Source organism: Mesorhizobium australicum (assembly GCF_900177325.1).
Lineage (GTDB): Bacteria > Pseudomonadota > Alphaproteobacteria > Rhizobiales > Rhizobiaceae > Mesorhizobium_A > Mesorhizobium_A australicum_A.
This window is the reverse complement of sequence record NZ_FXBL01000004.1, coordinates 5,019,219-5,044,066: the sequence shown is the minus strand read 5'-3', so window position 1 is coordinate 5,044,066 and position 24,848 is coordinate 5,019,219. Positions and strand designations below refer to the sequence as shown.

The window sequence follows — 24,848 nt, the reverse complement described above, 5'->3', positions numbered from 1 at the left end:
GGCGACGCAGGAGGGATTGGACAGGCTGGCCCTGTCCCATGTCTCGAAGTCCTTCTACGGGACCGAGATCCTGCACGACGTCTCGATCGGCTTCCGGCCGGGCGAAATCCACGCCCTCGTCGGCGAGAACGGCGCGGGCAAGTCGACGGTCGGCAAGATCGCGGGCGGCTTCTACAGTGCGACCAAGGGGGAGATCCTCCACGAAGGCCATCCAGTCGGCGCCTGGAATCCCGTCCGGGCGCTGGAGAAGGGCGTCGCGATCATGCACCAGGAGCTGCAGATCGTGACGGCGCTGACGGTCGCCCAGAACGTCTTCCTGGGGATCGAATCCCTGCGCTTCGGCCTGCTCAAGCATGACGATGCAGCCCGAGCCGCCGAGATCGAGCGGATCTGCGGCTTCGAGCTCGACCCGAATGCGCGCGCCGGCGATCTCGCGCTGGCCGACCAGCAGAAGATCGAGATCATGCGGGCGCTCGCTCGCAACGCGCAGGTGATCGTGCTGGACGAGCCGACCTCGTCGCTCACCTTCGACGAGATCGAGCGGCTGCATGCGACGATGAAGCGGCTGCGCGACGACGGCCGGACCCTGATCTACATCACGCATTTCCTCGACCATGTGCTCGAGGTCAGCGATCGCGTGACGATCCTGCGCGACGGTTCGGTGGTCCGCACCGCCGACACGGCCTCCGAAACCAAGGCGACCCTGATCGGCGGCATGCTGGGCGGGGGCGCGCAGGAGATCATTTATCCCGACCTCCCTCCGCTCCCCGGTCCGGAGGTTCCGCCGCTCCTCGAGGTCAAAGGCCTCGTCTCCGGGGCGGGAGTAAAAGGTGCGGACCTGATCGTCCGGCCGGGCGAGGTCGTCGGCCTCGTCGGCCTTGTCGGCAGCGGGCGAAGCGAAATCGCGCGGGCGATCTTCGGCGCCGACCCATCCGAGGGAACCGTCCGCCTCAACGGCGAAGACTATGCGGACCGCAGCCCGGAAGCATCGATCGCCCGCGGCGTCGCCTTCGTCCCCGAGGATCGACGCAGCCAGGGACTCGTCCTGGCGAGTCCCGTCCGCCCCAACATCACCATGGCGAGCCTGCCGGCATTTCTCCTCGGCGGGTTCCTCCGACGCCGCAAGGAACTGGCGAACGTCACCGCGCGGATCTCGGAATTCTCCATCACGCCGCCGTCAATGGACGGCGATATCCGCAAGCTTTCCGGCGGGAACCAGCAGAAGGTGCTGCTCGCCAAATGGGTCACCATCGCTCCCTCGCTCATCATTCTCGACGAGCCGAGCCGGGGCGTCGACATCGGCGCAAGACGCCGGATTCACGACTTCGTCATCGAGCAGGCGGCTTCGGGCAAGGCGGTTCTCCTGATCTCTTCGGAGCTGGAGGAAGTCCTCGGCCTCTCGCACCGCGCCTATCTGGTCCACGAGGGCCGGACCGTGAAGGAGATTTCTCCCCCTGAGACGACCATGGCCGAGGTGCTGAACGCGCTGTTCCAGGTCGAATCCGAGCCATCGTAGAAGGAGAGCCGCTTGTCGACCGCCGTTCGGATCAACCCTTCCGCCTTCGCGCAGCGCTATGCCATCGCCATCGCACTGGTTCTGATGGTGATCGTGCTGGCGCTGGCGAGCGACGCCTTCCTGACCTGGCGCAACATCGCCAACATCCTCAACCAGAATGCGCCCTTGGCCATCATGGCCGCCGCGATGACCTTCGTCATCATCGGCGGAGGCTTCGATCTCTCGGTCGGCGCGATTTTCGGCGTCGCGAGCGTGGTCTGTGCCTCGGTGGCGCTGGCGGTGAACCCGGCGCTCGGCCTGCTGATCGCGCCGCTCGTCGGCCTGGCCCTCGGCGTCTTCAACGGCATCGTGGTGACGCGGCTTCGGGTCCACTCCTTCCTCGCTACGCTCGCCACAGGGCTGGTCTTCCAGGGCCTCGCGATCCTGATCTCCGACGGCAACCTGATCCCGGTGCGCATCGACGCCTTCACCTGGCTGGGGCGGGCTCAGTATTTCGGCGTCAACGTCGCCGTCATCGTGCTGATACTCTTCGCCGGAATCCTGGCTGTGGTCCTGACGCAGACCGGCCTAGGCCGGCGCATCTTCGCCGTCGGCGGCAATGTCCAGGCGGCGGAGCTCTCGGGGATACGGGTAGACAGGGTGCGGGTCGCCACCTTCGCCATCTCGGGGCTGGCGGCGGGCCTCGCCTCGGCGATCACCGTCTCGCGCATCTCCATGGGACAGCCGACCGCCGGGCAGGGGATGGAACTGCAGGCCATCGCGGCCGTCATCCTCGGCGGGACCTCGATCTATGGCGGGGAGGGGGCGGTCTGGCGGTCCGTCGCGGGCGTCATGCTGCTTGCCCTCATCAACAACGGCTTCAACATCCTGAACGCCGATCCCTTCTACAAGGACCTCGCAACCGGCGTCGTCATCCTCGTCGCCGTGGCGGTGAGCGTCGCCGGCAAGCGATCCTGAACGACCTACGCAGAAAAGGAATTGATCGTGACGAGCGCACCTACCGCCCATCCGGACGACTTTGCCGACGCCCTTGCCCGGGCCGCGTCGACGAGCGCCGACGTGTTCAAGCTGGTCGCGGACGAACTGCGCGAGAAGGCAGGGGCCAAGCTGGTGACCGTCACCGCCGTCGATCCGAACGACCTGTCCTATGAACGGCTCTACTCGTCGATGCCCGACGTCTACCCCGTTTCCGGCCGCAAGCCGGCGAACACCACCCGCTGGAGCCAGCAGGTGATGGAAAAGCTCGAAGTGTTCGTGGCGAACGACTACGAGACGCTGGCCGAGGTGATGGCCGACCACGACACCATCCGGTCGATCGGCTGCGAGTCCCTCGTCAACGTGCCTCTCGTCCTCTTCGGCCGGGTGATCGGGACATTGAACTGCCTCGCGGAGTCGGGCCATTTCGACGAGGATCGAGTCCAGACCTGCAAGGACATGCGCCTGCCGGTGATCGTCGGCATTCTCGCCAAGAACGAGGCCGCCTGAGCCGGTTGCCTACTGGAGCGTCAGCTCGTCTTGCAGCGGACCGGCCGGCCGGTGCGGCCGGTTTCGATCAGGGCGTCGATCAGGCGGTGTACCTTGAGCGCTTCCTCGCCGGTCACCTTCGGGTCGCGGCCGGCGCGGATCGCCTCGACGAAGTCGGCCATGACCGCGCGGTGATAGTCGTGGGGAAAGGCCATCGGGTCGGCTCCGGTGCCTCCTGCCGAGCGGTCCGGCTCCATGGCGATCTTCCGGCCGTCCTGAAACTGCACGAGAAGTTCCGTGCCGCGCAGCAGGGCGGTGCCCTTCTCGCAGGTGAGGACGATCTCCTCGGGGAAGCCGGGATAGGCGGCCGTCGTCGCGTCGATCGTGCCGATCGCGCCATTGGCGAAGCGCGCGGCGGCGCAGACCATGTCCTCGGTCTCCATTCTATGGATCGGAGTGGTCGCCGTGAACCCAGTGACCTCCGCAACCGGGCCGGCGAGGCTCAGCATCAGGTCCAGCGTGTGGATGCCCTGCGAGATCAGCACGCCGCCGCCGTCGCGGGCCAAAGTGCCGCGACCCGGCTCGTCGTAGTAGGACTGGGGCCGCCATAGCCGGATCACGGTGGAGCAGCCGACGATGGCGCCCAGTTCGCCCGCGCGCAGCATCTCCGCCAGCTTCATGCCGGCGGGCCGGAAACGATGCTGCAGCACGACGCCGAGCCTGACGCCCGCCCTGCGGCAGGCGGCGACGAGTTCCTCGGCGCGCGCGGTGGTGATCTCGAGCGGCTTCTCCATCAGCACATGCTTGCCGGCCTCCGCGCAACGCAGCGCGATGTCGCGATGCGTGTTGGCCGGCGAGAGAACCGCCACCGCTTCGACGCTGTCGTCGTTCAGGATGGTTTCGAGGCTGTCGCAGAGCGGAAAGGGAAACTTCGCGCCGAAAGCCTGTCGTCGTCCTTCGCTGCGCGCATAGGCATGCACGACCTCGACCGTGCCGGCCAAATCCATCAGCCCCCGCGCGTGCGGCGTTACCGCCATGCCAAGGCCGACAATCGCAATGCGTGTCTTCGTCACGTCCGCTTCTCCCAATCTCGGTGGCGAAACATAACCGACACGGACTTTCACACAACAGTTGAAGCGACCTGTTGACAGTCTGATGGCCTTTCCGTCTAGATGTTGTGGTCATGGTTCTTCCGAGTCGTTCCAGCTCGGAAGCTAAGAGGGAAGCCGGTGCGTGTTCACAATGCCGGCGCTGCCCCCGCAACTGTAAGCAGTGAGCTTGCGTCGAGATTAGCCACTGGTGCCTGACGGCGCCGGGAAGGCCGACAAAAGCGGCGACCTGCGAGCCAGGAGACCTGCCGTGACGGATCTGAACGAACCACGGGCGGGGTGTCCCGGCGGTGCGCTGTGTCTGCGTGCGGCTTGAGGAGCCCGCGTCCGGCATGCGTTCCACGCCATCCCCGTCCACAACGCCTACGGGGAAAAGATGCCGGCGACTGCGACACTCGACACCATGGGAACCTCACCGGTTCCTCCCTCCCTCGACACCGGCGCGCGGCGGGGCGCGGAGCCCGGCTACCGGGTCATCCGGCGCAACGGCGGCCTGACGCCGTTCGATCCGACGAAGATCACCGTGGCTCTCACCAAGGCCTTCCTGGCGGTGGAGGGCTCGACGGCCGCGGGGTCGCGGCGCGTCCATGACGTCGTCGAGGACCTGACGGAACAGGTCGTGACCGCGCTGACGCGCCGCGTCGGCGAGGGCAGGATCTTCCACATCGAGGACGTGCAGGACCAGGTCGAACTCGCCCTGATGCGCGGCGAGCATCACAAGATAGCGCGCGCCTATGTGCTCTATCGCGAGGAACGGGCGCGCGAGCGCGCCGCCGAAAAGGCCGCGGCCGTCGAACAGGCGGCGCCTTCGCTGCACGTGAAAGCCGAGGACGGCGCGCTGCTGCCGCTGGACGAGGCGCGGCTGGCACGGATCGTCGATGAGGCTTGTGACGGTCTCGATGCGGTCTCCGCCCAGCCGATCCTCGCCGAGGCAAGACGCAACCTCTACGACGGCATCACGCTCGACGAACTGTCGCTCGCCCCGATCCTCGCCGCGCGCACGCTGGTCGAGCAGGAGCCGAACTATGCCTTCGTCTCGGCTCGCCTGCTGCTCGACCGGCTGCGGCGGGAAGCGCTGTCCTTCGTCTCCGGCCGGACGGAGCTGGCAACGCAGGCCGACATGGCCAAGCGCTATGCGAGCTATTTCCCGGATTTCGTCAAGACGGGCATCGAGGCCGAACTGATCGATCCGGAACTCGGCCGCTTCGATCTCGCCAGGCTCGGCGCGGCCCTCAAGCCGGAACGTGACCTGAACTTCCAGTATCTCGGTCTCCAGACCCTCTACGACCGCTATTTCCTGCACACGCGCGGAAGGCGCTTCGAGTTGCCGCAAGCCTTCTTCATGCGCGTGGCGATGGGACTGGCAATCCGCGAGATCGACCGCGAGGCGAGGGCGATCGAGTTCTACGACCTGCTCTCCTCGTTCGACTTCATGGCCTCGACCCCGACGCTGTTCAATTCGGGCACGACGCGGCCGCAGCTCTCCTCCTGCTTCCTGACCACGATCGGCGACGATCTCGACGCGATCTTCAAGGGCATCAAGGACAATGCGCTGCTCGCCAAATATTCCGGCGGGCTCGGCAACGACTGGACGCCGGTGCGCGGGCTCGGCGCCCACATCAAGGGCACCAATGGCGAGAGCCAGGGCGTGGTGCCGTTCCTGAAGGTCGCCAACGACACCGCGATCGCCGTCAACCAGGGCGGCAAGCGCAAGGGTGCGGTCTGCGCCTATCTCGAGACGTGGCATGTCGACATCGAGGAGTTCCTCGACCTGCGCAAGAACACCGGCGACGACCGCCGCCGCACGCACGACATGAATACGGCCAACTGGGTGCCGGACCTTTTCATGGAGCGCGTCGAGGCCGATGCCGAGTGGACGCTGTTCTCTCCCGACGAGGTGCCGGACCTGCACGACCTCTACGGCACGGCATTCCGCGCGGCCTACGAAGCCTATGAGGCGAAGGCGGCGGCCGGCGGCATGAAGGTGTTCCGCAAGGTCCGCGCCGTGGACCTGTGGCGCAGGATGCTCACGATGCTGTTCGAGACGGGGCATCCCTGGATCACGTTCAAGGATCCTTGCAACATCCGCTCGCCGCAGGGCCATGTCGGCGTCGTGCACTCCTCCAACCTGTGCACGGAGATCACGCTGAACACGTCGAGGGACGAGGTGGCGGTGTGCAATCTCGGCTCCGTCAACCTCGCCAACCACGTCACCGAAAAGGGTCTCGACCTGGATCGCCTGGCGAGGACGGTCGGCACGGCGATGCGCATGCTCGACAATGTCGTCGACATCAATTTCTACACGATCCCGGAGGCGCGGCGCTCGAACCTCAGGCACCGTCCGGTCGGTCTCGGCCTGATGGGTTTCCAGGACGCGCTGCAGACATTGCGCATCCCGTACGCGTCGGACGCCGCGGTGCAGTTCGCGGATCGCTCGATGGAGGCGATCAGCTACCATGCGATCTCGGCTTCGGTCGATCTCGCGGCCGAACGCGGGCGCTATCCGAGCTTTGACGGCTCGCTCTGGTCGAAGGGCATTCTTCCCATCGACTCGATCCGGCTGCTGGAGGAGGCGCGGCCCGGCGTCGAGATGGATGCCGCCTCGACACTCGACTGGGAGGGGCTCCGCAGGCGGGTGAAGACCACCGGCATGCGCAACTCCAATACGATGGCGATCGCACCCACCGCCACGATCTCCAACATTTGCGGCGTGTCGCAGTCGATCGAGCCCGGCTACCAGAACCTGTTCGTCAAATCGAACATGTCGGGCGACTTCACCGTCGTGAACGCGCAGCTCGTTCACGACCTGAAGATGCGCGGCCTCTGGGACGAGGTGATGGTGTCGGACCTGAAGTATTTCGACGGGTCCGTCGGCCAGATCGACCGTGTGCCGGACGACCTGAAGGCGCTCTATGCGACCGCGTTCGAGCTCGACACCGCGTGGCTGATCGAGGCCGCCTCGCGCCGGCAAAAATGGATCGACCAGGCGCAGTCGCTCAACCTCTACATCGCCAATCCGTCGGGCAAGAAGCTGGACGAGCTGTATCGCCTGGCGTGGAGGAAGGGGTTGAAGACGACCTACTACCTGCGCTCGCGATCGGCGACCCATGTCGAGAAGTCGACGCTGAAGGGCACGGACGGAAAGCTGAACGCGGTGTCGGCCGTGGTTGCCGCTGCACCCGCATCCCAGCCGATCGTCGTCAATCCGGATGCCGCCTGGGGCAAGGCCTGCGCCATCGACGATCCCGACTGCGAGGCCTGCCAGTAGACGCCGCTCCGCCCATCCGCGTCATCCCGGAAGCCGCAGCGCAGCGGAGGCTATCCGGGATCCAGCCCGCAACGTCGGCGGACTGGATCCCGGCTCGCGGTCGCCTCGCTCTCTTGGCCGGGATGACGCCTCCGATTTTCTATATTCAGGAAGATGCCTCCAATGCTCGACTGGTCCGAACCCAAGCCCAATTCTCCCATCCCGCCGCTCGGCACGGATGCTCCCGCCGTCGACGCCACCGGCCTCGGCGAGATCGAACGCGGCGGCGCGCGCGTCTCGGTTGACGACAAGCGCATGATCAACGCCCGTGCCGACGTGAACCAGCTGCTGCCGCTGAAATACCGCTGGGCGTGGGAGAAATATCTTTCCGGCTGCAACAATCACTGGATGCCGACCGAAGTGTCGATGCAGGCTGACATCGCGCTGTGGAAGTCACGCGAAGGCCTGACCGACGACGAGCGGCGCATGATCAAGCGCAACCTCGGCTTCTTCGCCGCCTCGGAAAGCCTGGTGGCGAACAACATCGTGCTCGCCATCTACCGGCACCTCACCAACCCCGAATGCCGCCAGTATCTGCTCCGGCAGGCTTTCGAGGAGGCGATCCACACCCACACCTTCCAGTATATCGTGGAAAGCCTCAGCCTCGACGAGGGCGAGCTGTTCAACATGTATCGCGAGGTGCCGTCGATCACCGACAAGGCGGCCTGGGCGCTGAAGCACACGCAGAACCTCGACAATCCGGACTTCAGGACCGGCACGCCGGAGGCCGACCAGTCTTTCCTGCGCGATCTCGTCGCCTTCTACGTCATCTTCGAGGGGATGTGGTTCTACACCGGCTTCGCGCAGATCCTGTCGCTCGGGCGCCGCAACAAGATGGTCGGCATCGCCGAGCAGTACCAGTACATCCTGCGCGACGAATCCATCCATCTCAATTTCGGCATCGACGTCATCAACCAGATCAAGCTGGAGAACCCGCACCTGTGGACGAAGGCGTTCCAGGACGAGGTGCGGGGGATGATATCCAACGCGGCGGAACTGGAAGCGGCCTATGGCCGGGACACCATGCCGCGCGGCTTCCTCGGGCTGAACGCGGCGCTGTGCGAACAGTACATGCACTTCATCGCCAACCGCCGCTGCGCGCAGCTCGGTCTCGTTCCGGTGTTCGCGGAAGCGGAGAACCCGTTCCCCTGGATGTCGGAGGCAATGGACCTCAAGAAGGAGAAGAACTTCTTCGAGACCCGCGTCATCGAATACCAGAATGGCGGAGCGCTGGCATGGGACTGATGCGGCCATTGCCGTCGCCCGAACAGGTGTTCCTGTGCTGGCTCGTCGCTCAGCCGCCGGAGGCGGACATTGTCGCCGGCGCCCGGGCGCAGATCGAGCGACTGGCCGTTCACCGGGATGAGGCGGGTGTGCGGACGCTGAAACGTCTCTTCGGCGAGTTGATCGAGGAGCTGCAGGACGAGTAGCAAATTCATTCTGCAACTTGCCGCATGTTGACATAAAGATGTCTTTATGTGACGAAGACCTCGTCGCATAAAGGACAGGTGATGTCGCAAAAAAGTGTCTCGGATGCGCTGTTCGGCGCGACCGCTCCGCAGCCGGATGGCGCGGAGATTCTTGCCGCTTTGCAGGCGGCCGCGCGCGAGCGGATTCTCGTCCTCGACGGCGCGATGGGCACGCAGATCCAGGGGCTCGCCTTCGGCGAGGATCATTTCCGCGGCGACCGGTTCCTCGGCTGCGCCTGCCACCAGCAGGGCAACAACGACCTTCTGATTCTCACCCAGCCCAAGGCGATCGAGGACATTCACTACGCCTATGCCAAGGCAGGCGCCGACATCATCGAGACAAACACCTTTTCCTCCACCTCGATCGCGCAGGCCGATTACGGCATGGAGGACATGGTCTACGATCTGAACCGCGACGGAGCCCGGCTGGTGAAGCGCGCGATCCGCCGGGCGGAGCAGGAGGACGGCAGGCGCCGCTTCGTGGCCGGCGCGCTCGGTCCGACCAACCGCACCGCGTCGATTTCTCCCGACGTCAACAATCCCGGCTACCGCGCCGTGACCTTCGACGACCTGCGCCTCGCCTATGCGGAACAGCTGCGCGGGTTGATCGATGGCGGCGCCGACATCGTGCTGATCGAGACGATCTTCGACACGCTCAACGCCAAGGCCGCGATCTTCGCGACCGAGGAGGTGTTCGTGGAGAAGGGCATCCGCTTGCCGGTGATGATCTCCGGCACCATCACCGACCTCTCCGGCCGCACGCTGTCCGGCCAGACGCCGACCGCCTTCTGGCACTCGATCCGCCATGCCGCGCCCTTCACCATCGGCCTCAACTGCGCGCTCGGCGCGGCTGCCATGCGTCCGCATCTCGCGGAGCTGTCGTCGGTGGCCGACACGTTCATCTGCGCCTATCCCAATGCCGGCCTGCCCAACGCCTTCGGCCAGTACGACGAGAGCCCCGAATTCATGGCCTCGCAGGTTGAGGAATTTGCGCGCGAAGGACTGGTCAACGTGGTCGGCGGCTGCTGCGGCTCGACGCCGGAACATATCGCCGCGATCAGCGAAGCGGTCTCGCGCCACGCGCCGCGCAATGTGCCGAAGCGTTCGCCGTTGATGCGGCTGTCGGGCCTCGAGCCGTTCACGCTGACCAAGGACATTCCGTTTGTGAATGTCGGCGAGCGCACCAACGTCACCGGCTCGGCGAAGTTCAGGAAGCTGATCACTGCGGGCGACTACGCCGCCGCCCTCGACGTCGCGCGCGACCAGGTCGCCAACGGCGCGCAGGTGATCGACATCAACATGGACGAGGGCCTGATCGACTCGAAGAAGGCGATGGTCGAATACCTCAACCTCATCGCCGCCGAGCCGGACATCGCCAAGGTGCCGGTCATGATCGACTCCTCCAAGTGGGAGGTGATCGAGGCCGGGCTGAAATGCGTGCAGGGCAAGCCGATCGTCAATTCGATCTCGATGAAGGAAGGCGAGGAAGCCTTCCTGCATCACGCGAAGCTGTGCCGCATGTATGGAGCGGCGGTCGTGGTCATGGCCTTCGACGAGGTCGGCCAGGCGGACACCAAGACGCGCAAGGTCGAGATCTGCACGCGCGCCTACAAGCTCCTGACGGAGAAGGCCGGCTTCGCGCCGGAGGACATCATCTTCGATCCGAACGTGTTCGCGGTCGCCACGGGCATCGAGGAGCACGACAATTACGGCGTCGATTTCATCGAGGCCACCGGCGAGATCACCTCCACCCTCCCGCATGTCCACATTTCCGGCGGCGTGTCGAACCTGTCCTTCTCGTTCCGCGGCAACGAGCCGGTGCGCGAGGCGATGCATGCCGTGTTCCTCTATCATGCGATCCAGCGCGGCATGGACATGGGCATCGTCAATGCCGGTCAGCTTGCCGTCTACGACACGATCGAGCCCGAGCTGCGCGAGGCCTGCGAGGACGTCGTGCTCAACCGCGTGCCGAAGGCCGGCGGCACGGCGACCGAGCGGATGCTGGAGATCGCCGAGCGGTTCAAGGGAACCGCGGGCAAGGAAGCCAAGGAAAAGGACCTCGCCTGGCGCGAATGGCCTGTCGAACAGCGCATCAGCCACGCGCTGGTCAACGGCATCACCGAATTCATCGACGCCGACACCGACGAGGCGCGGCTGAAGGCCGAACGGCCGCTGCATGTCATCGAAGGCCCGTTGATGGCCGGCATGAATGTGGTGGGCGACCTGTTCGGCGCGGGAAAGATGTTCCTGCCGCAGGTGGTCAAGTCGGCGCGCGTCATGAAGCAGGCGGTCGCCGGCCTGTTGCCCCACATGGAAGCGGAGAAGCTCGCCAATGCCGCAAACGGCATCGACAATGGCGAGCGTCAGAGCGCCGGCAAGATCCTGATGGCCACCGTCAAGGGTGATGTGCACGACATCGGCAAGAACATCGTCGGCGTTGTGCTGGCCTGCAACAATTACGAGATCATCGACCTCGGCGTCATGGTGCCGGCGACCAAGATCCTGCAGACGGCGCGGGACGAGAAGGTCGACGTGATCGGCCTCAGCGGCCTGATCACGCCCTCGCTCGACGAGATGGTGCATGTCGCGTCCGAGATGGAACGGGAAGGTTTCGACATTCCGCTGCTGATCGGCGGCGCGACGACCAGCCGTGTCCATACCGCCGTCAAGATTCACCCTCGCTACGACCGCGGGCAGGCGGTCTACGTCACCGATGCCAGCCGTGCGGTCGGCGTCGTGTCCAGCCTCCTGTCGCCGGAGATGAAGCCCGGCTACATCGAGACGCTGCGGGCCGAATACAAGAAGGTGACGGAGGCACATGAGCGCTCGGAGCGCGAGAAGCAGCGCCTTCCGCTCGCACGCGCACGGGCGAATGCGCACAAGATCGACTGGGCGGACTACACGCCGCCCAGGCCGAGCTTCCTCGGCACGCGGGTGTTCGAAAACTGGGATCTTGCCGAGCTTGCGCGCTATATCGACTGGACGCCCTTCTTCCAGACCTGGGAGCTTAAGGGACGTTATCCAAAGATCCTGGAAGACGAGAAGCAGGGCCCTGCCGCCCGGCAGCTCTTCGACGACGCGCAGGCGATGCTGAAGCAGATCATTGAGGAGAAATGGTTTGCGCCAAAAGGCGTGATCGGCTTCTGGCCGGCCAATACGGTGGGTGACGACATCCGTCTCTTCACGGACGAAAGCAGGACGGAAGAACTCGTCTCCTTCTTCACCTTGCGCCAGCAACTCGCCAAGCGCGACGGCAAGGCGAATGTGGCGCTCTCCGACTTCGTCGCGCCGGCCGACAGCGGCAAGGCGGACTATGTCGGCGGCTTCGTGGTCACCGCGGGCATCGAGGAAGTGGCGATCGCCGAGCGGTTCGAACGCGCCAACGACGACTACAACTCGATCATGGTCAAGGCGCTTGCCGACCGCTTCGCCGAAGCTTTCGCCGAGCGGATGCATGAGAAGGTCCGCACCGAGTTCTGGGGCTATGCGCCGGACGAGGCCGCGACGCCGGACGATCTCATCCTGGAAGGCTATCAGGGCATCCGCCCTGCGCCCGGCTATCCGGCCCAGCCGGACCATACCGAGAAGGTCACGCTGTTTCGCCTGCTCGATGCCGAGAAGAACGCCGGCGTCGCGTTGACGGAGAGCATGGCGATGTGGCCGGGCTCGTCGGTCTCAGGCCTCTACCTGTCGCACCCCGACAGCTATTATTTCGGCGTCGCCAAAGTCGAGCGCGACCAGGTCGAGGACTATGCGGCGCGCAAGGGCATGGCCGTCGAGGAGGTCGAGCGCTGGCTCGGGCCGATCCTGAACTATATCCCGACGCCGTTCGCGGAGGCGGCCGAGTAGCCTCGCCCGCCTTCGCGGCGTCGCAGCCTATTTGCGCCAGGCCGGCTCCAGGCTCTTCAGGAAGCGGTCGAGGATCGGGTCGAAACGGTCCGGCGAATCCCAGAACGGCGCATGGCCGGATTTTTCGATGACGAATTTCTTGCCCTCCCACAAATTGGAGAAGGGGATCGTGTCGACGAAGGCGACATTGACGAAGGGCTCGTCCGCGCCGTTGACCACGGCGATCGGCGGCGTGTCGCCGAGCACGATCTGCGCCTGGTCGCGGCCGACGCCCTGCGCGAACTTGCCGAGCATCATGGCGCGCGCCCGCCCGTCGGTGCGCTTCACCGCGTCGTGGAGCAACTGGTCATAGGGCTCGCCGCAGGTGCTGTGCGCGTAGGCGTCGACGTCTTCGGCGGTGAAATGCTCCTTGCCGGCCAGACCCATGTGCGGGCTCGGAAGAAAGCCGTTGCCGAGGTCGGCTGCCGAGACCGGCGGCGTGCCGGTGATCATCAGGCCGAGCATTCCCTTGTAGAGACCGATCATTTCGAGACCGATATGACCCCCGAGCGACCAGCCGAAGATCGCCGCGCGGTCGTAGCCGAGCTTGAGCATCGCCTCGGTGAAGGCGTCGGCATAGCCGGGCATGTTGTAGGTGCGGTCCGGATCGATCGCGTCGGCGGACTCGCCATGTCCGGGCAGGTCGATCGCGATCAGATGGTAATCCCGGCCGATCTGTCCCTCGAACTGGTTGCGGAAGACTTCGCTGCTCGACGAATTGCCGTGGATCATCAGCAACGGCATGCCGGAACTGTCGGTCTCCCGTACCGCGAGCGTGCCATGACTTGTCTCGATCTTGGACTTCTTCGTTGCCACCGGGGCCTCCGTTTTCGCGATATTCACTGCCTGCACATCAATTCATCACCCGCGCCGGCGAGTCCAGCGAGTAGGCAAAAGATCGCGCCGGGGTGTGAAAATGTCTTTTCAGATTGGACCGCATGTGCATAGATTGTCAATTATTCAACCTGTCCAACAAGGGTTCCAGAGGGGTCGTAATATGATGTCGAATACCATGGGTTCTCGTGTCCGCCGCCTTCTCCTGGGGGCTTCGCTCGCAGCATTGGCCGCTACGGCCGGCGGGGCTGCATGGGCCGACACGATCAAGATCGGACTGCTCGCGCCGCAGACCGGACCGGCCGCGGCCGACGGTCAGGAGTTCCAGCGCGGCGCGCAGCTCGCCATCGACGAGATCAATGCCGCCGGAGGTTTCAACGGCAACACCTTTGAGCTTGTCGTCGGCGATGTGAAGGACCAGTCGGCCGGCAACGTCACCAGCGCGGTGGAGCGCCTGCTCGGCGATCCCGACGTGCATTTCATGACCACCGGCTACGCCAGCCTGACCAATTTCGAAATCGAGAACATGGCTGAGGCGGAAATGCCTTACGTGCTCTCCGCCACCTCGCAGCAGACGCGCGACATCATTGCGCCGGATCCGGCCAAATATACCTGCTGCTGGTCGCTGACGCCGTCCTTCGACGCCTACAACACCGACGTGACCTATTTCGTCGAGAAGCTCGCCAAGGACGGAAAGATCCAGCTGCCGACCAAGAAGGTGGCGATCATCTCGTCCGACAACGCCTATTCGAAGACCATCTCCGAGGGCATGAAGAAGACCTTCACCGAACAGGGCTGGACGATCACGGTCGATGAACTCGTGCCGTTCGGCGAAGTCACCGACTGGCGCGCCATCCTGACAAAGGTGCGCGGCGACGTTCCGGACGTGGTCATCAACACCGACTACCTGCCGGGCAACTCGGCCTCGTTCCTCAACCAGTTTATGGAGCAGCCGACCAAGAGCCTCGTCTTCCTGCAGTATGCGCCGAGCGTGCCTGAGTTCGTCGAGCTGACGAAGGCGAATTCGACCGGCATCATCTACAACCTGCTGGGCGGCCCGCTGACCACGCCGAAGAACCCGCGGGCGGACGAAGTGGCTGCGAAATACAAGGCGAAATACGGCACCGAGAGCGGCACCTACGGCGTCGCGCTCTATGAGACCGTCTATCTCTACCTCGATGCTCTCAAGAAGGCGGGCGATGCCTCCGACCATGCCGCCGTCATGAAGGCGCTCGGCGAGACCGACAAGCAAATCTCCGCCGGCCGGCTGAAGTTTGACCAGGCGACGCATCTCGCTATGCAGGGCGACGACTTCATCCCGATCACCTTCTTCCAGATCTGGGACGGCAAGCGGACGCTGATCTCGCCGGAGCAGTATGCGACCGGAGAGTTCCAGATCCAGCCGTGGATGAAGTGACGCAATGGCGTTGCTGGAACTGGACGGCGTCTCGAAGGCCTTCGGCTCGCTGAAGGCCGTCGACAACGTCTCCTTCAAGGTCGAGGCCGGCGAGATCTTCGGGATCGCCGGCCCCAACGGCAGCGGCAAGAGCACGCTGTTCAACACTATCACCGGCATTCCCTTCGGGCCTGACCGTGGCACGATCCGTTTCGACGGCGTGGAGATCCAGAAGCTCCGCGGTCACCGGATCGCGCGCCTCGGTCTCGCCCGCACCTTTCAGCGCGAGACGGCCTTCGACGGCCTGACCGTGTTCGAGAATGCGCTGATGGGCTCGGCCTTCGGCGGCCAGCAGACGGTGGAGGCGGCCGCCTCGGCCGCGGAAGCGCTCGAATTCGTCGGCTTTTCGGCGCAGGATTTCGGCCGCCCGGCGGGCGAGCTGTCGGTGTTCCAGCGCAAGTGCCTGATGCTGGCGACGGCGATCGCCATGAAGCCGAAGATGCTGCTGCTCGACGAGCCGGCGTCCAGCCTCACCAAGCCCGAGATCGACAGTTCGATCGAGCTCATCCGCCGCACGGCCGCGCGCGGCATCACCATATTGCTCATCGAACATGTTCTGACGCTGCTGATGAGCCTGTCGCAGCACCTGCTCGTGCTCAACGAAGGCTCCGTTCTGGCCCTCGGCGACCCGCGCACGGTGGTGGCGGACCAGCGCGTCGTGGAAGCCTATCTCGGAAGCAGGAAGGTCGCATGAGCGCTCCCATGCTCAACGTCGCCCGCCTCTCCGCCGGCTATGGCCGGGTGACGGTGCTCGACGGGATTTCCGTGGCCGCGGGCGCGAATGGCAATGTCGGCCTGTTCGGCCCCAACGGCCACGGCAAGACCACGCTGCTGCGCGCCATATCGGGGCTGCTCAAGCCGCGCGCCGGGGCGGTCGAGTTCGAAGGCGAGAACATCACCGGTATGAGCCCGAGGGCCATCGTCGACAGGGGGCTGATCCACGTTCCGCAGGGCAACACGCTTTTCCCGGACCTGACCATTGCCGACTGCCTGGCACTCGGCGCCTACACGCCGCGCGCCCGCGCCGCTGAGGAGGCGAACCGGGAAAAGGTGCTGGCACTCTTTCCGAAGCTGCGCGCGCGCTGGCGGCAGCGTGTGCGCACCTTGTCCGGCGGCGAACGGCAGATGGTGTCCATCGGCACTGCGCTGATGAGTCATCCGAAGCTTTTGATCCTCGACGAGCCGACGCTCGGCCTCGCGCCGAAGATCAAGGACGAGCTCTGCAAGGCGGTCTTCGACATTTCGAAGAGCGGCGTGCCGCTGATCGTGGTCGAGCAGGATGTCGAGTTCCTGCTCGAACTTACGAACCACCTCTATTTCATCAATCACGGCCAGGTGGAAACGGAGATCAAGCCGGGCGAAAGCCTGGCCCACTCCGACATCATGGCCATGTATTTCGGGCACTGAACCATGAACACCGTGGCGGATATCCTGTTCGGCGGCCTGTTCCAGGGCTCGCTCTACGCCATGATGGCGGTCGGCCTCGCGCTGGTCTGGACCACGATCGGCGTGTTCAACTTCAGCCATGGCGTGCTGATGATGCTCGGCGCCTATGTCGCCTGGCAGCTTGTAGCTCTTGGGCTGCCGCCCTTCGCGGCCTTCCCGCTGGCGGTGGTGCTGATGGCCGGCGTCGGCTGGCTGCTGCAGGCGACAGTGGTCAGGCCGCTGATCGGCCGCGCCAATCTGGTTCTGGTCGTCGTCATCACCACGCTCGCCGCAGGCTCGCTGATCGAGAACGGCGTGCTCGTCACCTGGGGACCGCGCTCGAAGCAGGTCCCGCCGCTGCTCGAGGGCAATGCCATGATCGGCGGCATCGGTGTGTCGATGCACCAGATCGCGATCATCGTCATCACGCCGATCATCCTGGGTGCGCTGTGGCTGTTCCTCAGCCGCACGCGCCTGGGCCTCGCGCTGCGCGCGGTCGCGCAGAACGAGGATGCGAGCCGGCTCGTCGGCCTCAACGTGACGGCGCTCTACGCGCTCGCCTTCGGCATCGCTGCGGCACTCGCGGCGCTCGCCGGCATCTTCCTCGGCGGCTACCGCTTCATGACGCCGGTCATGGGCGCAGATCCGCTGCTCAAGGCGCTGATCGTCGTCGTCTTCGGCGGCATATCGAGCATCTCGGGCCCCATTTTCGCGGCCTATGTGATCGGCTTCTTCGAGGCCATCTGCAGCTACTATTTCGGTTTGTACTGGACACCGGCTCTGCTCTTCGCCGCGCTCATCCTGACGCTTATGATCCGGCCTGAGGGATTGTTCTCGACCAGCAGCGGCAGGGGGCTCGCATGACCACCGCCAGTTCCGCCGAGACGATGACCCAACCTTCCGCATCTTCCACGATCGTGCCGAAGGCGCCGGGCCGCGTGTCCTGGCAGCGCGAGGCGATCGCGCTCGCGATCGGCCTCGTGCTCCTGGCGCTTGCGCCCTTCGTGTTCACCGACAGCTACAGCCGCCATGTGCTCATCATGGTGTTCATCTACGCCGTCGTCGCCTCCAACTGGGATCTCAGCCTGGGCTATGGCGGCGTCTTCAACTTCGGCCACATCGCGCTGTTCGGCATCGGCGTCTACGCCTACAGCCTGCTGACCAAACTCGCCGAAATGGATCCATGGATCGCGATGGCCGCCAGCGGCATCGTGGCTGTGCTCGCGGCGGTGCTCGTGACGATCCCGATCCTGCGGCTGAAGGGCATCTACATCATCCTGGTGACCTTCGGCTTCGCGCAGCTGGTGATGCAGATCATCATCAGCCAGTCCGACTACACCGGCGGCACGCAGGGTCTCGTGCGCATCCCGACCCTCTACTGGTTCGACCACAACATGGTCCGGGATGCGAAGTTCGCCTATTTTTACATCGCTCTCGGGCTGCTGGCGCTCAGCACCATTTTCCTGCGCATCTTCGTACGCTCGCGCATGGGCATCAGCATCGTCGCGTTGCGCGACAATGAGGAATATGCCGTCAGCCGCGGTATCTCGCTGGTCCGGCAGCGGCTGATCACGCTGGCGGCCAGCGCCTTCTTCACCGGCATCGCGGGGGCCTTCTATGCCGCCTACCAGCGCAATGCGTCGGTCGAGGTCTTCGGCATGAGCCTCGCCACGATCATCCTGTCGATGGTGCTGCTCGGCGGCACCGGCACGATCTACGGCGCGATCATTGCCTCCTTCGTGCTGACGGTCTTCTCCGAGGCGATGGCGGATTTCGGCGCCTGGCGGCCGATGATCACCGCCGTCCTCATCCTCGTCGTGATGCTTGCCTATCCCGGCGGTATCATGGGCATGCTGAAGAGCGCCGGCGACCTCCTGTTCAACCGCCGCGGCGCAGGCAGGAAGTAGGGTCCGGCGAAGCCGGACGCCTCCTCTGCGTTATTGCCGGCCGGATGCCTGGCTCAGGTAGCGTTCCGCCAGCGTCGCCCAGTAGCGGATGCCCACCGGCAGGGCCTCATCGTTGAAGTCATAGGCCGGATTGTGAAGCTGGCGCGGCGTCGCCTCGCCTTCGCGCGCCGAGCCGAGGAACACGTAGCAGCCCGGCACCTTGCCGAGCATGAAGGCGAAATCCTCGGCGCCCATGACCGGCTGCATCGCCGCGCTCACCTTGTCCGCGCCTGCGACTTCCTCCGCCACTGACGTGGCAAATTCGGTCTCTTGTGGCGCGTTACGCAGCACCGGATAGCCCCGCTCGAAGATGAACTTGTAGGTCGCACCGCTGGCCTCGGCGGCGTTGCGCACCAGCTTCTCCAGTCCGGCCTCGAACTGTCCGCGAATGGCGTCGTTCAGCGTGTAGAGCGTACCGCGCACCACAGCCTTGTCCGGCGTCACGTGCACGCTCTGCCGATCGGCCGGATTGCCGCTCTGGAACTGGGTGATCGACAGCACCACCGGCTCCGCCGGATTGACGTAGCGGGCCTTGAAGGCGTGCATGTCCTGGACGAGGCTGGCGGCAATGAGCAGCGGGTCCGCGACATAGAACTGCGAATGCGGATGGGACAGTTCGCTTCCGATGTGGAACTCGAACGTGTCGATGGACGCCAGCATCGGCCCGGGACGCAACATGAAGCTGCCGAGTGGCGCGCCGGGAAAATTGTGCATGCCGAACACCGCCTGGACGGGGAATTTCTCGAACAGTCCGTCCTTGACCATTTCGTTGCCGCCGCAACGCTCGTCCCCCGTCTCCTCCGCCGGCTGGAAGATGAAGCGCACCGTGCCGTCGAAGTCGCCGTTTCGGGCAAGGTGCCTGGCCGCTCCGAGCAGCATCGCCATATGCCCGTCATGGCCGCAGGCATGCATCTTGCCGTCCACCGTCGAGCGGTAATCGACGTCGTTGTCCTCATGGATGAAGAGAGCGTCCATGTCGGCGCGCAGGCCGACGGCGGCCGGGCTCGTGCCCCGCTTCAGCGTGCCCACCACGCCCGTGCCGCCGAGGCCGCGATGAACCTCGATGCCGAACTCCTCCAGCTTGGCGGCGACGAAATCGGCGGTGCGGTGCTCGTCGAAGGCGGTTTCGGGATGAGCGTGGAGATAGCGCCGCCACTCCGTCGCCTCGTCGATCAGGCTGTTGTCCAGCGGGATTGTGCGCGTCATGAGTGCCTCCTTCGATTGGCCGTCGTTCCGGTCAGGCCTTGATGCCGCACCAGTCGACGACCGCGGCTGCGATCACCTTGGCGCTGCTCACCAGCGACTCGACATCGACATATTCGTTCACGCCGTGGAAGCCGTCGCCACCGGGTCCAAAGATCACGCCGTCGACGCCCGCGCCGGCGTAGTGCGCCGCGTCGCAGACGGCGATGAAGCCCTTCATCGTCGGCGACTTGCCGATCGCCGCCTGCCGTTTCATCAGCGAGGCGACCAGCGGATGGTCGGGCGAGGTATTCATCGGTGCGAAATAGAGGCCGCCCAATTCCCAGTCGATCTTGATCGGATTGGCCTTCAGCCTGTCGTCCATGGCGCAGAAATGCGCGACGAAGTCCTCGAAGTCCTTGCGGTACTGCTTCGAGGTCTCGTCCGGCAGGAACTTCATGTCGAGGTCGAGCACCACTGCGTCCGGGATGATCGCCGGATTGGTCATCACCGTCGGCAGGCCATTGTCGCCCAGCGCCGTGCCGCCCCACATGACGCCGATATTGATCGTATTCATGCCGGCCGGCAGCAGCGGATGCGCCCTGGCGCGCACGCGGTTCTGCTCGAACAGATGCACGGCCTGGATGAAGCGGGCCGCGATGTCGATGGCGTTGACGGCGGGCGCGATCCGGTCGGGCGTGTGCTGCTGCGGATAGATCTCGTTGAAGCGGAAGGCGGAATGGCCGTTGCGGCCGCGGATGGTCACGCGCGCCCATTCGAGCCCGCCCTCGGCCGGATGCACGTCGCCCCAGCTCGGCTCGGCGACGAGGATCGCCTTGGCCAGTTTGCCGCGCCTGACGTTGTCGATGGCACCGCCGCCGCCCGCTTCCTCGTCGACCACCGAGTGGAAGGCGAGCCGTCCGTCGAGCTTCACGTCCGTCCGGTTGAGCGCGCGCATGGCCGCGACGCAGGCCGCCACGCCGCCCTTCATGTCGATCGCGCCGCGTCCGTACAGCTTGCCGTCGCGGATCTCGCCGCCGAACGGATCGACCGTCCAGTCCTTCAGCGCGCCGGTCGGCACCACGTCGATGTGGCCGCACAGGATCAGGCTCTTCTCCTCGGAGCCGGGCTTCTCGCCGATCAGGTTCGGGCGACCGGGCAGCGCGTCGAACTGTTCGGTGGCAAAGCCTTCTTCCTTGATGGCCTTTTCCAGCAGGGCCTGGACGTCACCCTCACGGTTGAGGCCCTCGCCGGTCTCGAACTTCGGATTGACCGACGGGATGCGGACGATGTCGCGCGTCAGGTTTATGACGAAATCCCGGTCCTTCTCGATGAAGTCCTGGACGGCTTTGATCGTGGCTTCCGTGTCCGACATGGCATCCTCTCAGTTGCGTTCAATGGGGGCGGCGTAGGTGGTGGCGAGATGGTCGAGGATCGGCGCGACGCGGCCGGTCCACTCGGCGACGCCCCGCGGCGTGGCGATCAGGTCGTTGCGGATCTCGATCAGCAGCGCCGGATTGCCGCGATCGGTGCCATGGATCGGGATGGCGTAGTCGCTGTCGCGTTCGATCACGTAAGGCACATTCTCGCCGACGGTCAGGCCGGGCTCGGTTCGCAACGGCGCCAGGAACGCCTCGGCGAGGTCCGGCCTGTTCTCGTGCAGGACGCCGACATGCCAGGGGCGTTCGACCCCGAGGAACACCGGCGTGAAGGAATGGATCGCGACGATGAAGCTCGGCGTCCGCCGCCGGTCGAGGAAATCCGCGATCGCGGCGTGGAAAGGATCGAAGACGCGGCTGCGCCTGAGCGACTTCTCGGCCTCGCTTGGCGCCTCGTTGCCAGGAATCCGCGTTGCCTCGGAGAGCACCGGCATGCTGGTCGCAGAGCCGAACGGCCGGTTGAGATCCACCAGCAATCGCGAATAGGTGCCGAGGAAGGCCGGTGCGCCGAGCTGCGCGGCAAGCGCGCAGGTGACCTCGGCGGCGCCGATGTCGTAGGCGATGTGCCGCTTCAGGTCGGCGGCATCCAGTCCCAGGCCGCGATAGCTCGCCGGCAAATGGTTCGATGCATGGTCGCAGATCAGCACCAGCGGCGACGTGGAGGCAGGGTTCAGGATCTCGACAGGCTCCGGCCAGTCGGGAAGCGCTGCCCTGCTTGCTGCAGTGCTCAATAGCGTTCCCCGTAGGCTGCGCAGATCTCGGTTTTCTCCTTGCCATCCATTGCGGCGAGTTCGGTGCGCTTGACCGCGAAGAAGCTGTCGATGAGCCGTTCCGGAAACCAGCTGCGGGCGATGCTGTCCGCGGCCAGCGCATCGAGCGCGGCCTCCAGGGTTTCGGGAAGGCGGCGCAGACCCTTCGCATCGAGTTCGTCCTGCGTCATCAGCGTCGGGTCGCCCGTCACGATCGGCGGCGCGGGCAGCTTCGCCTCGATACCGGCAAGCCCTGCGCGGACGATGCCGGCCAGCGCAAGGTAGGGATTGGCCGTCGCGTCGGCGGCGCGGTATTCGATGTTGAACTGCCGCGCCGGGTCCCCGCCCCCCATCGTCACGAACGGGCAGATGCGCAGCGTCGCCTCGCGGTCGCGCTCGCCGAGCCAGGTATAGGATGAACTCCAGTTGTGCGGCGCCAGCCGGTAGTAGGACGGCGGGCTCGACGCGGTGAGCGCGACGAGCGCCGGAAGATGCCTGAGGATGCCTGCGCAGAAGGAGGCCGCCGCGGGAGACAGCTTGCCCGGACCGTCGGCCGCGTAAGTCGCTGGCCGCCCGTCCGCATCGACGAGGCTGAAATGGATGTGCACGCCGTTGCCGACTGCGTCGAGGACCGGCTTCGGCGCGAAGCAGGCGCGGCGGCCGAGCGTGCGCGCGACCTCCCGCGTCACCTCGCGGATGACGACCGCGCGGTCCGCGGCTGCGAGCGCGTCGGCCGGCGCATGCGTGATCTCGAACTGGTCGTTGCCGTATTCCGGCAGGATCATCTCGGGCTCGACCCCGGCCTCCTCCAGGCAGGTGGCGAGCATCGGCCCGAAGTCGCCGGCGCCCCGGAACGCTGCGACCGAAAAGGCATGGTCGGCGATCCGCGCCGGGTCCGAGGCTGTGGGCAGAAGCAGGAATTCCTGCTCGAAGGTGGCGATCACCGACAGTCCGGTCGCCTGTTTCAGCGCCGCGAGCGCCTTCTTCAATTGAGTTCGCGGGCAGCCGTCCCATGGGGAACCGTCGAGTTCGACGATGTCGGCCATCACGAGATCGAGCGGCGTCGCGGCCCCGGTCGCGGAGGTGGTGTGGCGCGCCGAGATATCGGGGACGAGGCGCAGGTCCCCGGATGAGCCCCACGGATTCTCGCCGATCGAGTTGAACGGCGTCAGGCAGAGGTTGGCGGGCACCCAGCCGAGGCCGGTGCTCTGCGCCTTGCGAAGCCGCTCCTCGGTGACGGGCCGGCCGCGCGTCACGGCCGCCAGGTCTGTCGTCACGACATGGGCAAGGGGTGTCAGGGCGCCGCTCATGCCGCGACCTCGCGGCCGAGCGCTTCGAAGCGGCCGGCAACCGTCTGCGTGTCGGTCACCCAGCAATAGCCGCCGAAGGCCTTCAGCGCGCCGTTGTGGCGTTCCGGTGTGGGGGCTGCGCAGGCATCGGCCACGCAGGTGACGAGATAGCCCCGGTCCGCCCCGTCGCGCACCGTCATGTCGACGCACTGGTCCGTCAGCACGCCGCAGACCACGAGATTGCGGATGCCGAGGTTCTTCAGCACGTAGTCGATGTTGGTGGAGTTGAAGACGCCGGAGGAGGTCTTGGGAAGCATGATCTCGTCACCGATGGGCGCGAGCTCCGTTGGCGGCAGGCCTTCCTTGAGGCTCGGCGGGATGTGGATCGGCGTCATCTTGTGGTCGAGCGAGCGGTCGCGGCCGTCCTCGGTCAGGCTCTGGATGATCGTATGCAGCACCTCGACGCCATTCTCGCGCGCCGCCTTGAGCAGCGCGACCTGGTTCGGGATGGTCACCTCACGGGTCTGCCGGAAGAAGTAGTGATCCGGCCCCCAGTCGGCATGGTCCGGATCGAGCCCCGGCTCCAGCCATATCCGCTGCATGTCGACGAGGAGGAGGGCCGTCGCTCCCTTGGCAAAGGGCTGGTCGCGGCGCGGAAGCGAGGTGGTCATATAGTCTCCGACAAGGTCATGATTTCGATGCGGCCGACTGGATGCGGCTGCCGGGATTCTTGCCCCGTTCGGGGTCGTTGCCGGCGTCGAGGGTGACGCCGTTGGCGTCGCGGATCGCCTCGATGTCCTCGATGCGGCCGCGCACAGAGGGGCCGCGCACGGCGAGCGCATGCGCCACCACGGCCTCGATCTGCGCGACGCAGGAGGCCGAGGTGTCGAAAGGCGAATCCGAGTCGATCGCCGCCACCATCGTCTGGTCGGCGATCTCCGCGATCGGCGAAAGCCAGGGGTCGGTGAAGAGGAGGATGCCGACCCCGCGCTCATGCGCCTGGCGGGCGAAACTCACCACGTCCGCCTGATAGCGGCGGTAGTCGAACACGACGAGAAGATCCTTCTTGCCCATGTCGATCAAGACGTCGAAATCGGAGGCGGACAGCTTCTCCATGTCGTGCACGCCCACGCGCAGTTGCGCCAGGTAGCTGGCCAGGATCGAGGCGACGTTACGACTGAAGCGGCCACCGAGCAGCAGCACCTTGCCCTTGGTCTCGAGCAGCATCGACACGGCGCGGGTATAGGCCTGGGACGACGTCTGCGTGCGCGTGCGTTCCAGGCTCTGGATGACCGAGTTGTAGTAGCCGAGCGCGGTGCCCTCGCTGGCATTGGCAGGCCGCTTCGCCTCCATCATCAGGAGGGGCGAGTGCAGCCGGGATTCCACCTCTTCCAGAAGCTTCGTCTGGAAGTCGGAAAACTTGCCGTAGCCGAGCTTGATCATCAGGCGCATGACGGTCGGATCGCTCACGCCGGCCAGCCGCGCGAGGCGGGTCGCCGTGCCAAGTCCAGACTTCGGATAGTCCGCCAGGAGCACCTGAACGATCTTCCTTTCCGCCGCAGTGAGGGCCAACTGCGTGTGCGCCAGCTCTTCCCGTATCGACACCGCTCTTCAAGCTCCTCTCCCGATGACGAAGAGCTTACAAAATGGCTGGCGTTTGTCAATTTTGGAGAAAGTTCTACAATCCGCGCGGAAAGGTGGGATGACTGCGTGGATAAACCCTTGAATCCACCACTCCCCAAACGAAGCCACGGCGAGAATCCGTTCGATTCTCG

General features: G+C 65.3%; 20 protein-coding genes and 1 riboswitch. Of the genes, 12 read left to right on the top strand and 8 right to left on the bottom strand.

What is annotated here, in order from left to right; all coding sequences use genetic code 11:
* Nucleotides 1-16 precede the first annotated feature (16 nt).
* Genes B9Z03_RS27245 through B9Z03_RS27235 form a run of 3 tightly spaced genes read left to right on the top strand, consistent with a single transcriptional unit; the run spans nucleotide 17 to nucleotide 3,001 of the window.
* Nucleotides 17-1,516 (top strand): sugar ABC transporter ATP-binding protein, encoded by a 1,500-nt coding sequence (locus B9Z03_RS27245; RefSeq protein WP_210191396.1) that lies wholly within the window; start codon nucleotides 17-19, stop codon nucleotides 1,514-1,516.
* Between the two features lie 12 nt (nucleotides 1,517-1,528).
* Nucleotides 1,529-2,473 carry an ABC transporter permease gene (locus B9Z03_RS27240; RefSeq protein WP_244561859.1) on the top strand — a complete coding sequence of 315 codons (945 nt, stop codon included), beginning with the start codon at nucleotides 1,529-1,531 and terminating at the stop codon, nucleotides 2,471-2,473.
* 27 nt (nucleotides 2,474-2,500) lie between these two features.
* Nucleotides 2,501-3,001, top strand: a complete 501-nt coding sequence (locus B9Z03_RS27235; protein WP_176247656.1) for a GAF domain-containing protein — start codon at nucleotides 2,501-2,503, stop codon at nucleotides 2,999-3,001.
* A 20-nt stretch (nucleotides 3,002-3,021) separates the two neighbouring features.
* Here B9Z03_RS27235 and B9Z03_RS27230 read toward each other — a convergent pair whose 3' ends face one another.
* Nucleotides 3,022-4,053: a Gfo/Idh/MocA family protein gene (locus tag B9Z03_RS27230; RefSeq protein WP_085467106.1), complete on the bottom strand. Its 1,032-nt coding sequence runs from the start codon at nucleotides 4,051-4,053 to the stop codon at nucleotides 3,022-3,024.
* A 94-nt stretch (nucleotides 4,054-4,147) separates the two neighbouring features.
* Nucleotides 4,148-4,356, top strand: a riboswitch (cobalamin riboswitch).
* Between the two features lie 136 nt (nucleotides 4,357-4,492).
* Here B9Z03_RS27230 and B9Z03_RS27225 point away from each other — a divergent pair.
* From B9Z03_RS27225 to metH, 4 genes are all read left to right on the top strand, one after another.
* Complete coding sequence (locus B9Z03_RS27225) at nucleotides 4,493-7,357, top strand: ribonucleoside-diphosphate reductase subunit alpha (protein ID WP_244561942.1); 2,865 nt, start codon at nucleotides 4,493-4,495, stop codon at nucleotides 7,355-7,357.
* Between the two features lie 162 nt (nucleotides 7,358-7,519).
* The gene (locus B9Z03_RS27220; RefSeq protein WP_085467104.1) at nucleotides 7,520-8,641 is read left to right on the top strand and encodes a ribonucleotide-diphosphate reductase subunit beta; all 1,122 of its coding nucleotides are present in this window, start codon (nucleotides 7,520-7,522) and stop codon (nucleotides 8,639-8,641) included.
* The gene (locus B9Z03_RS27215; protein WP_085467103.1) at nucleotides 8,632-8,826 is read left to right on the top strand and encodes a hypothetical protein; all 195 of its coding nucleotides are present in this window, start codon (nucleotides 8,632-8,634) and stop codon (nucleotides 8,824-8,826) included. Before B9Z03_RS27220 ends, B9Z03_RS27215 begins: the two co-directional genes overlap by 10 nt.
* An 81-nt stretch (nucleotides 8,827-8,907) precedes the next feature.
* The gene (metH, locus tag B9Z03_RS27210) at nucleotides 8,908-12,714 is read left to right on the top strand and encodes a methionine synthase (protein WP_085467102.1); all 3,807 of its coding nucleotides are present in this window, start codon (nucleotides 8,908-8,910) and stop codon (nucleotides 12,712-12,714) included.
* A 27-nt stretch (nucleotides 12,715-12,741) separates the two neighbouring features.
* Here metH and B9Z03_RS27205 read toward each other — a convergent pair whose 3' ends face one another.
* Nucleotides 12,742-13,569 (bottom strand): alpha/beta fold hydrolase, encoded by an 828-nt coding sequence (locus B9Z03_RS27205; RefSeq protein WP_244561858.1) that lies wholly within the window; start codon nucleotides 13,567-13,569, stop codon nucleotides 12,742-12,744.
* A 196-nt stretch (nucleotides 13,570-13,765) separates the two neighbouring features.
* Here B9Z03_RS27205 and B9Z03_RS27200 point away from each other — a divergent pair, with 196 nt between their 5' ends.
* From B9Z03_RS27200 to B9Z03_RS27180, 5 genes are read left to right on the top strand one after another with little or no spacing between them, the layout of a single operon-like run.
* Nucleotides 13,766-15,004 carry an ABC transporter substrate-binding protein gene (locus B9Z03_RS27200; protein ID WP_244561857.1) on the top strand — a complete coding sequence of 413 codons (1,239 nt, stop codon included), beginning with the start codon at nucleotides 13,766-13,768 and terminating at the stop codon, nucleotides 15,002-15,004.
* Nucleotides 15,005-15,008: 4 nt separating this feature from the next.
* Nucleotides 15,009-15,737: an ABC transporter ATP-binding protein gene (locus B9Z03_RS27195; RefSeq protein ID WP_085467100.1), complete on the top strand. Its 729-nt coding sequence runs from the start codon at nucleotides 15,009-15,011 to the stop codon at nucleotides 15,735-15,737.
* Nucleotides 15,734-16,450, top strand: a complete 717-nt coding sequence (locus tag B9Z03_RS27190; RefSeq protein ID WP_085467099.1) for an ABC transporter ATP-binding protein — start codon at nucleotides 15,734-15,736, stop codon at nucleotides 16,448-16,450. Before B9Z03_RS27195 ends, B9Z03_RS27190 begins: the two co-directional genes overlap by 4 nt.
* Before the next feature lie 3 nt (nucleotides 16,451-16,453).
* Nucleotides 16,454-17,332 (top strand): branched-chain amino acid ABC transporter permease, encoded by an 879-nt coding sequence (locus B9Z03_RS27185; RefSeq protein WP_085467098.1) that lies wholly within the window; start codon nucleotides 16,454-16,456, stop codon nucleotides 17,330-17,332.
* Complete coding sequence (locus B9Z03_RS27180; protein WP_085467097.1) at nucleotides 17,329-18,375, top strand: branched-chain amino acid ABC transporter permease; 1,047 nt, start codon at nucleotides 17,329-17,331, stop codon at nucleotides 18,373-18,375. Before B9Z03_RS27185 ends, B9Z03_RS27180 begins: the two co-directional genes overlap by 4 nt.
* A gap of 30 nt (nucleotides 18,376-18,405) precedes the next feature.
* Here B9Z03_RS27180 and B9Z03_RS27175 read toward each other — a convergent pair whose 3' ends face one another.
* The 6 genes from B9Z03_RS27175 to B9Z03_RS27150 are packed head-to-tail and all read right to left on the bottom strand — an operon-like array spanning nucleotide 18,406 to nucleotide 24,678.
* A complete protein-coding gene (locus B9Z03_RS27175) occupies nucleotides 18,406-19,620 on the bottom strand; it encodes an amidohydrolase (protein WP_085467096.1) in 1,215 nt (404 codons plus the stop codon).
* A 31-nt stretch (nucleotides 19,621-19,651) separates the two neighbouring features.
* Nucleotides 19,652-20,971, bottom strand: a complete 1,320-nt coding sequence (locus B9Z03_RS27170) for a M20 family metallopeptidase (RefSeq protein WP_085467095.1) — start codon at nucleotides 20,969-20,971, stop codon at nucleotides 19,652-19,654.
* A 9-nt stretch (nucleotides 20,972-20,980) separates the two neighbouring features.
* Nucleotides 20,981-21,766, bottom strand: a complete 786-nt coding sequence (locus B9Z03_RS27165; RefSeq protein ID WP_085467094.1) for an N-formylglutamate amidohydrolase — start codon at nucleotides 21,764-21,766, stop codon at nucleotides 20,981-20,983.
* Nucleotides 21,763-23,094: a type I glutamate--ammonia ligase gene (locus tag B9Z03_RS27160; RefSeq protein WP_085467093.1), complete on the bottom strand. Its 1,332-nt coding sequence runs from the start codon at nucleotides 23,092-23,094 to the stop codon at nucleotides 21,763-21,765. The genes B9Z03_RS27165 and B9Z03_RS27160 overlap by 4 nt, the downstream gene beginning before the upstream one ends.
* Complete coding sequence (locus tag B9Z03_RS27155; RefSeq protein ID WP_085467092.1) at nucleotides 23,091-23,744, bottom strand: cysteine hydrolase family protein; 654 nt, start codon at nucleotides 23,742-23,744, stop codon at nucleotides 23,091-23,093. Before B9Z03_RS27155 ends, B9Z03_RS27160 begins: the two co-directional genes overlap by 4 nt.
* Nucleotides 23,745-23,760: 16 nt before the next feature.
* Nucleotides 23,761-24,678: a MurR/RpiR family transcriptional regulator gene (locus B9Z03_RS27150; protein WP_085467091.1), complete on the bottom strand. Its 918-nt coding sequence runs from the start codon at nucleotides 24,676-24,678 to the stop codon at nucleotides 23,761-23,763.
* Nucleotides 24,679-24,848: the final 170 nt, after the last annotated feature.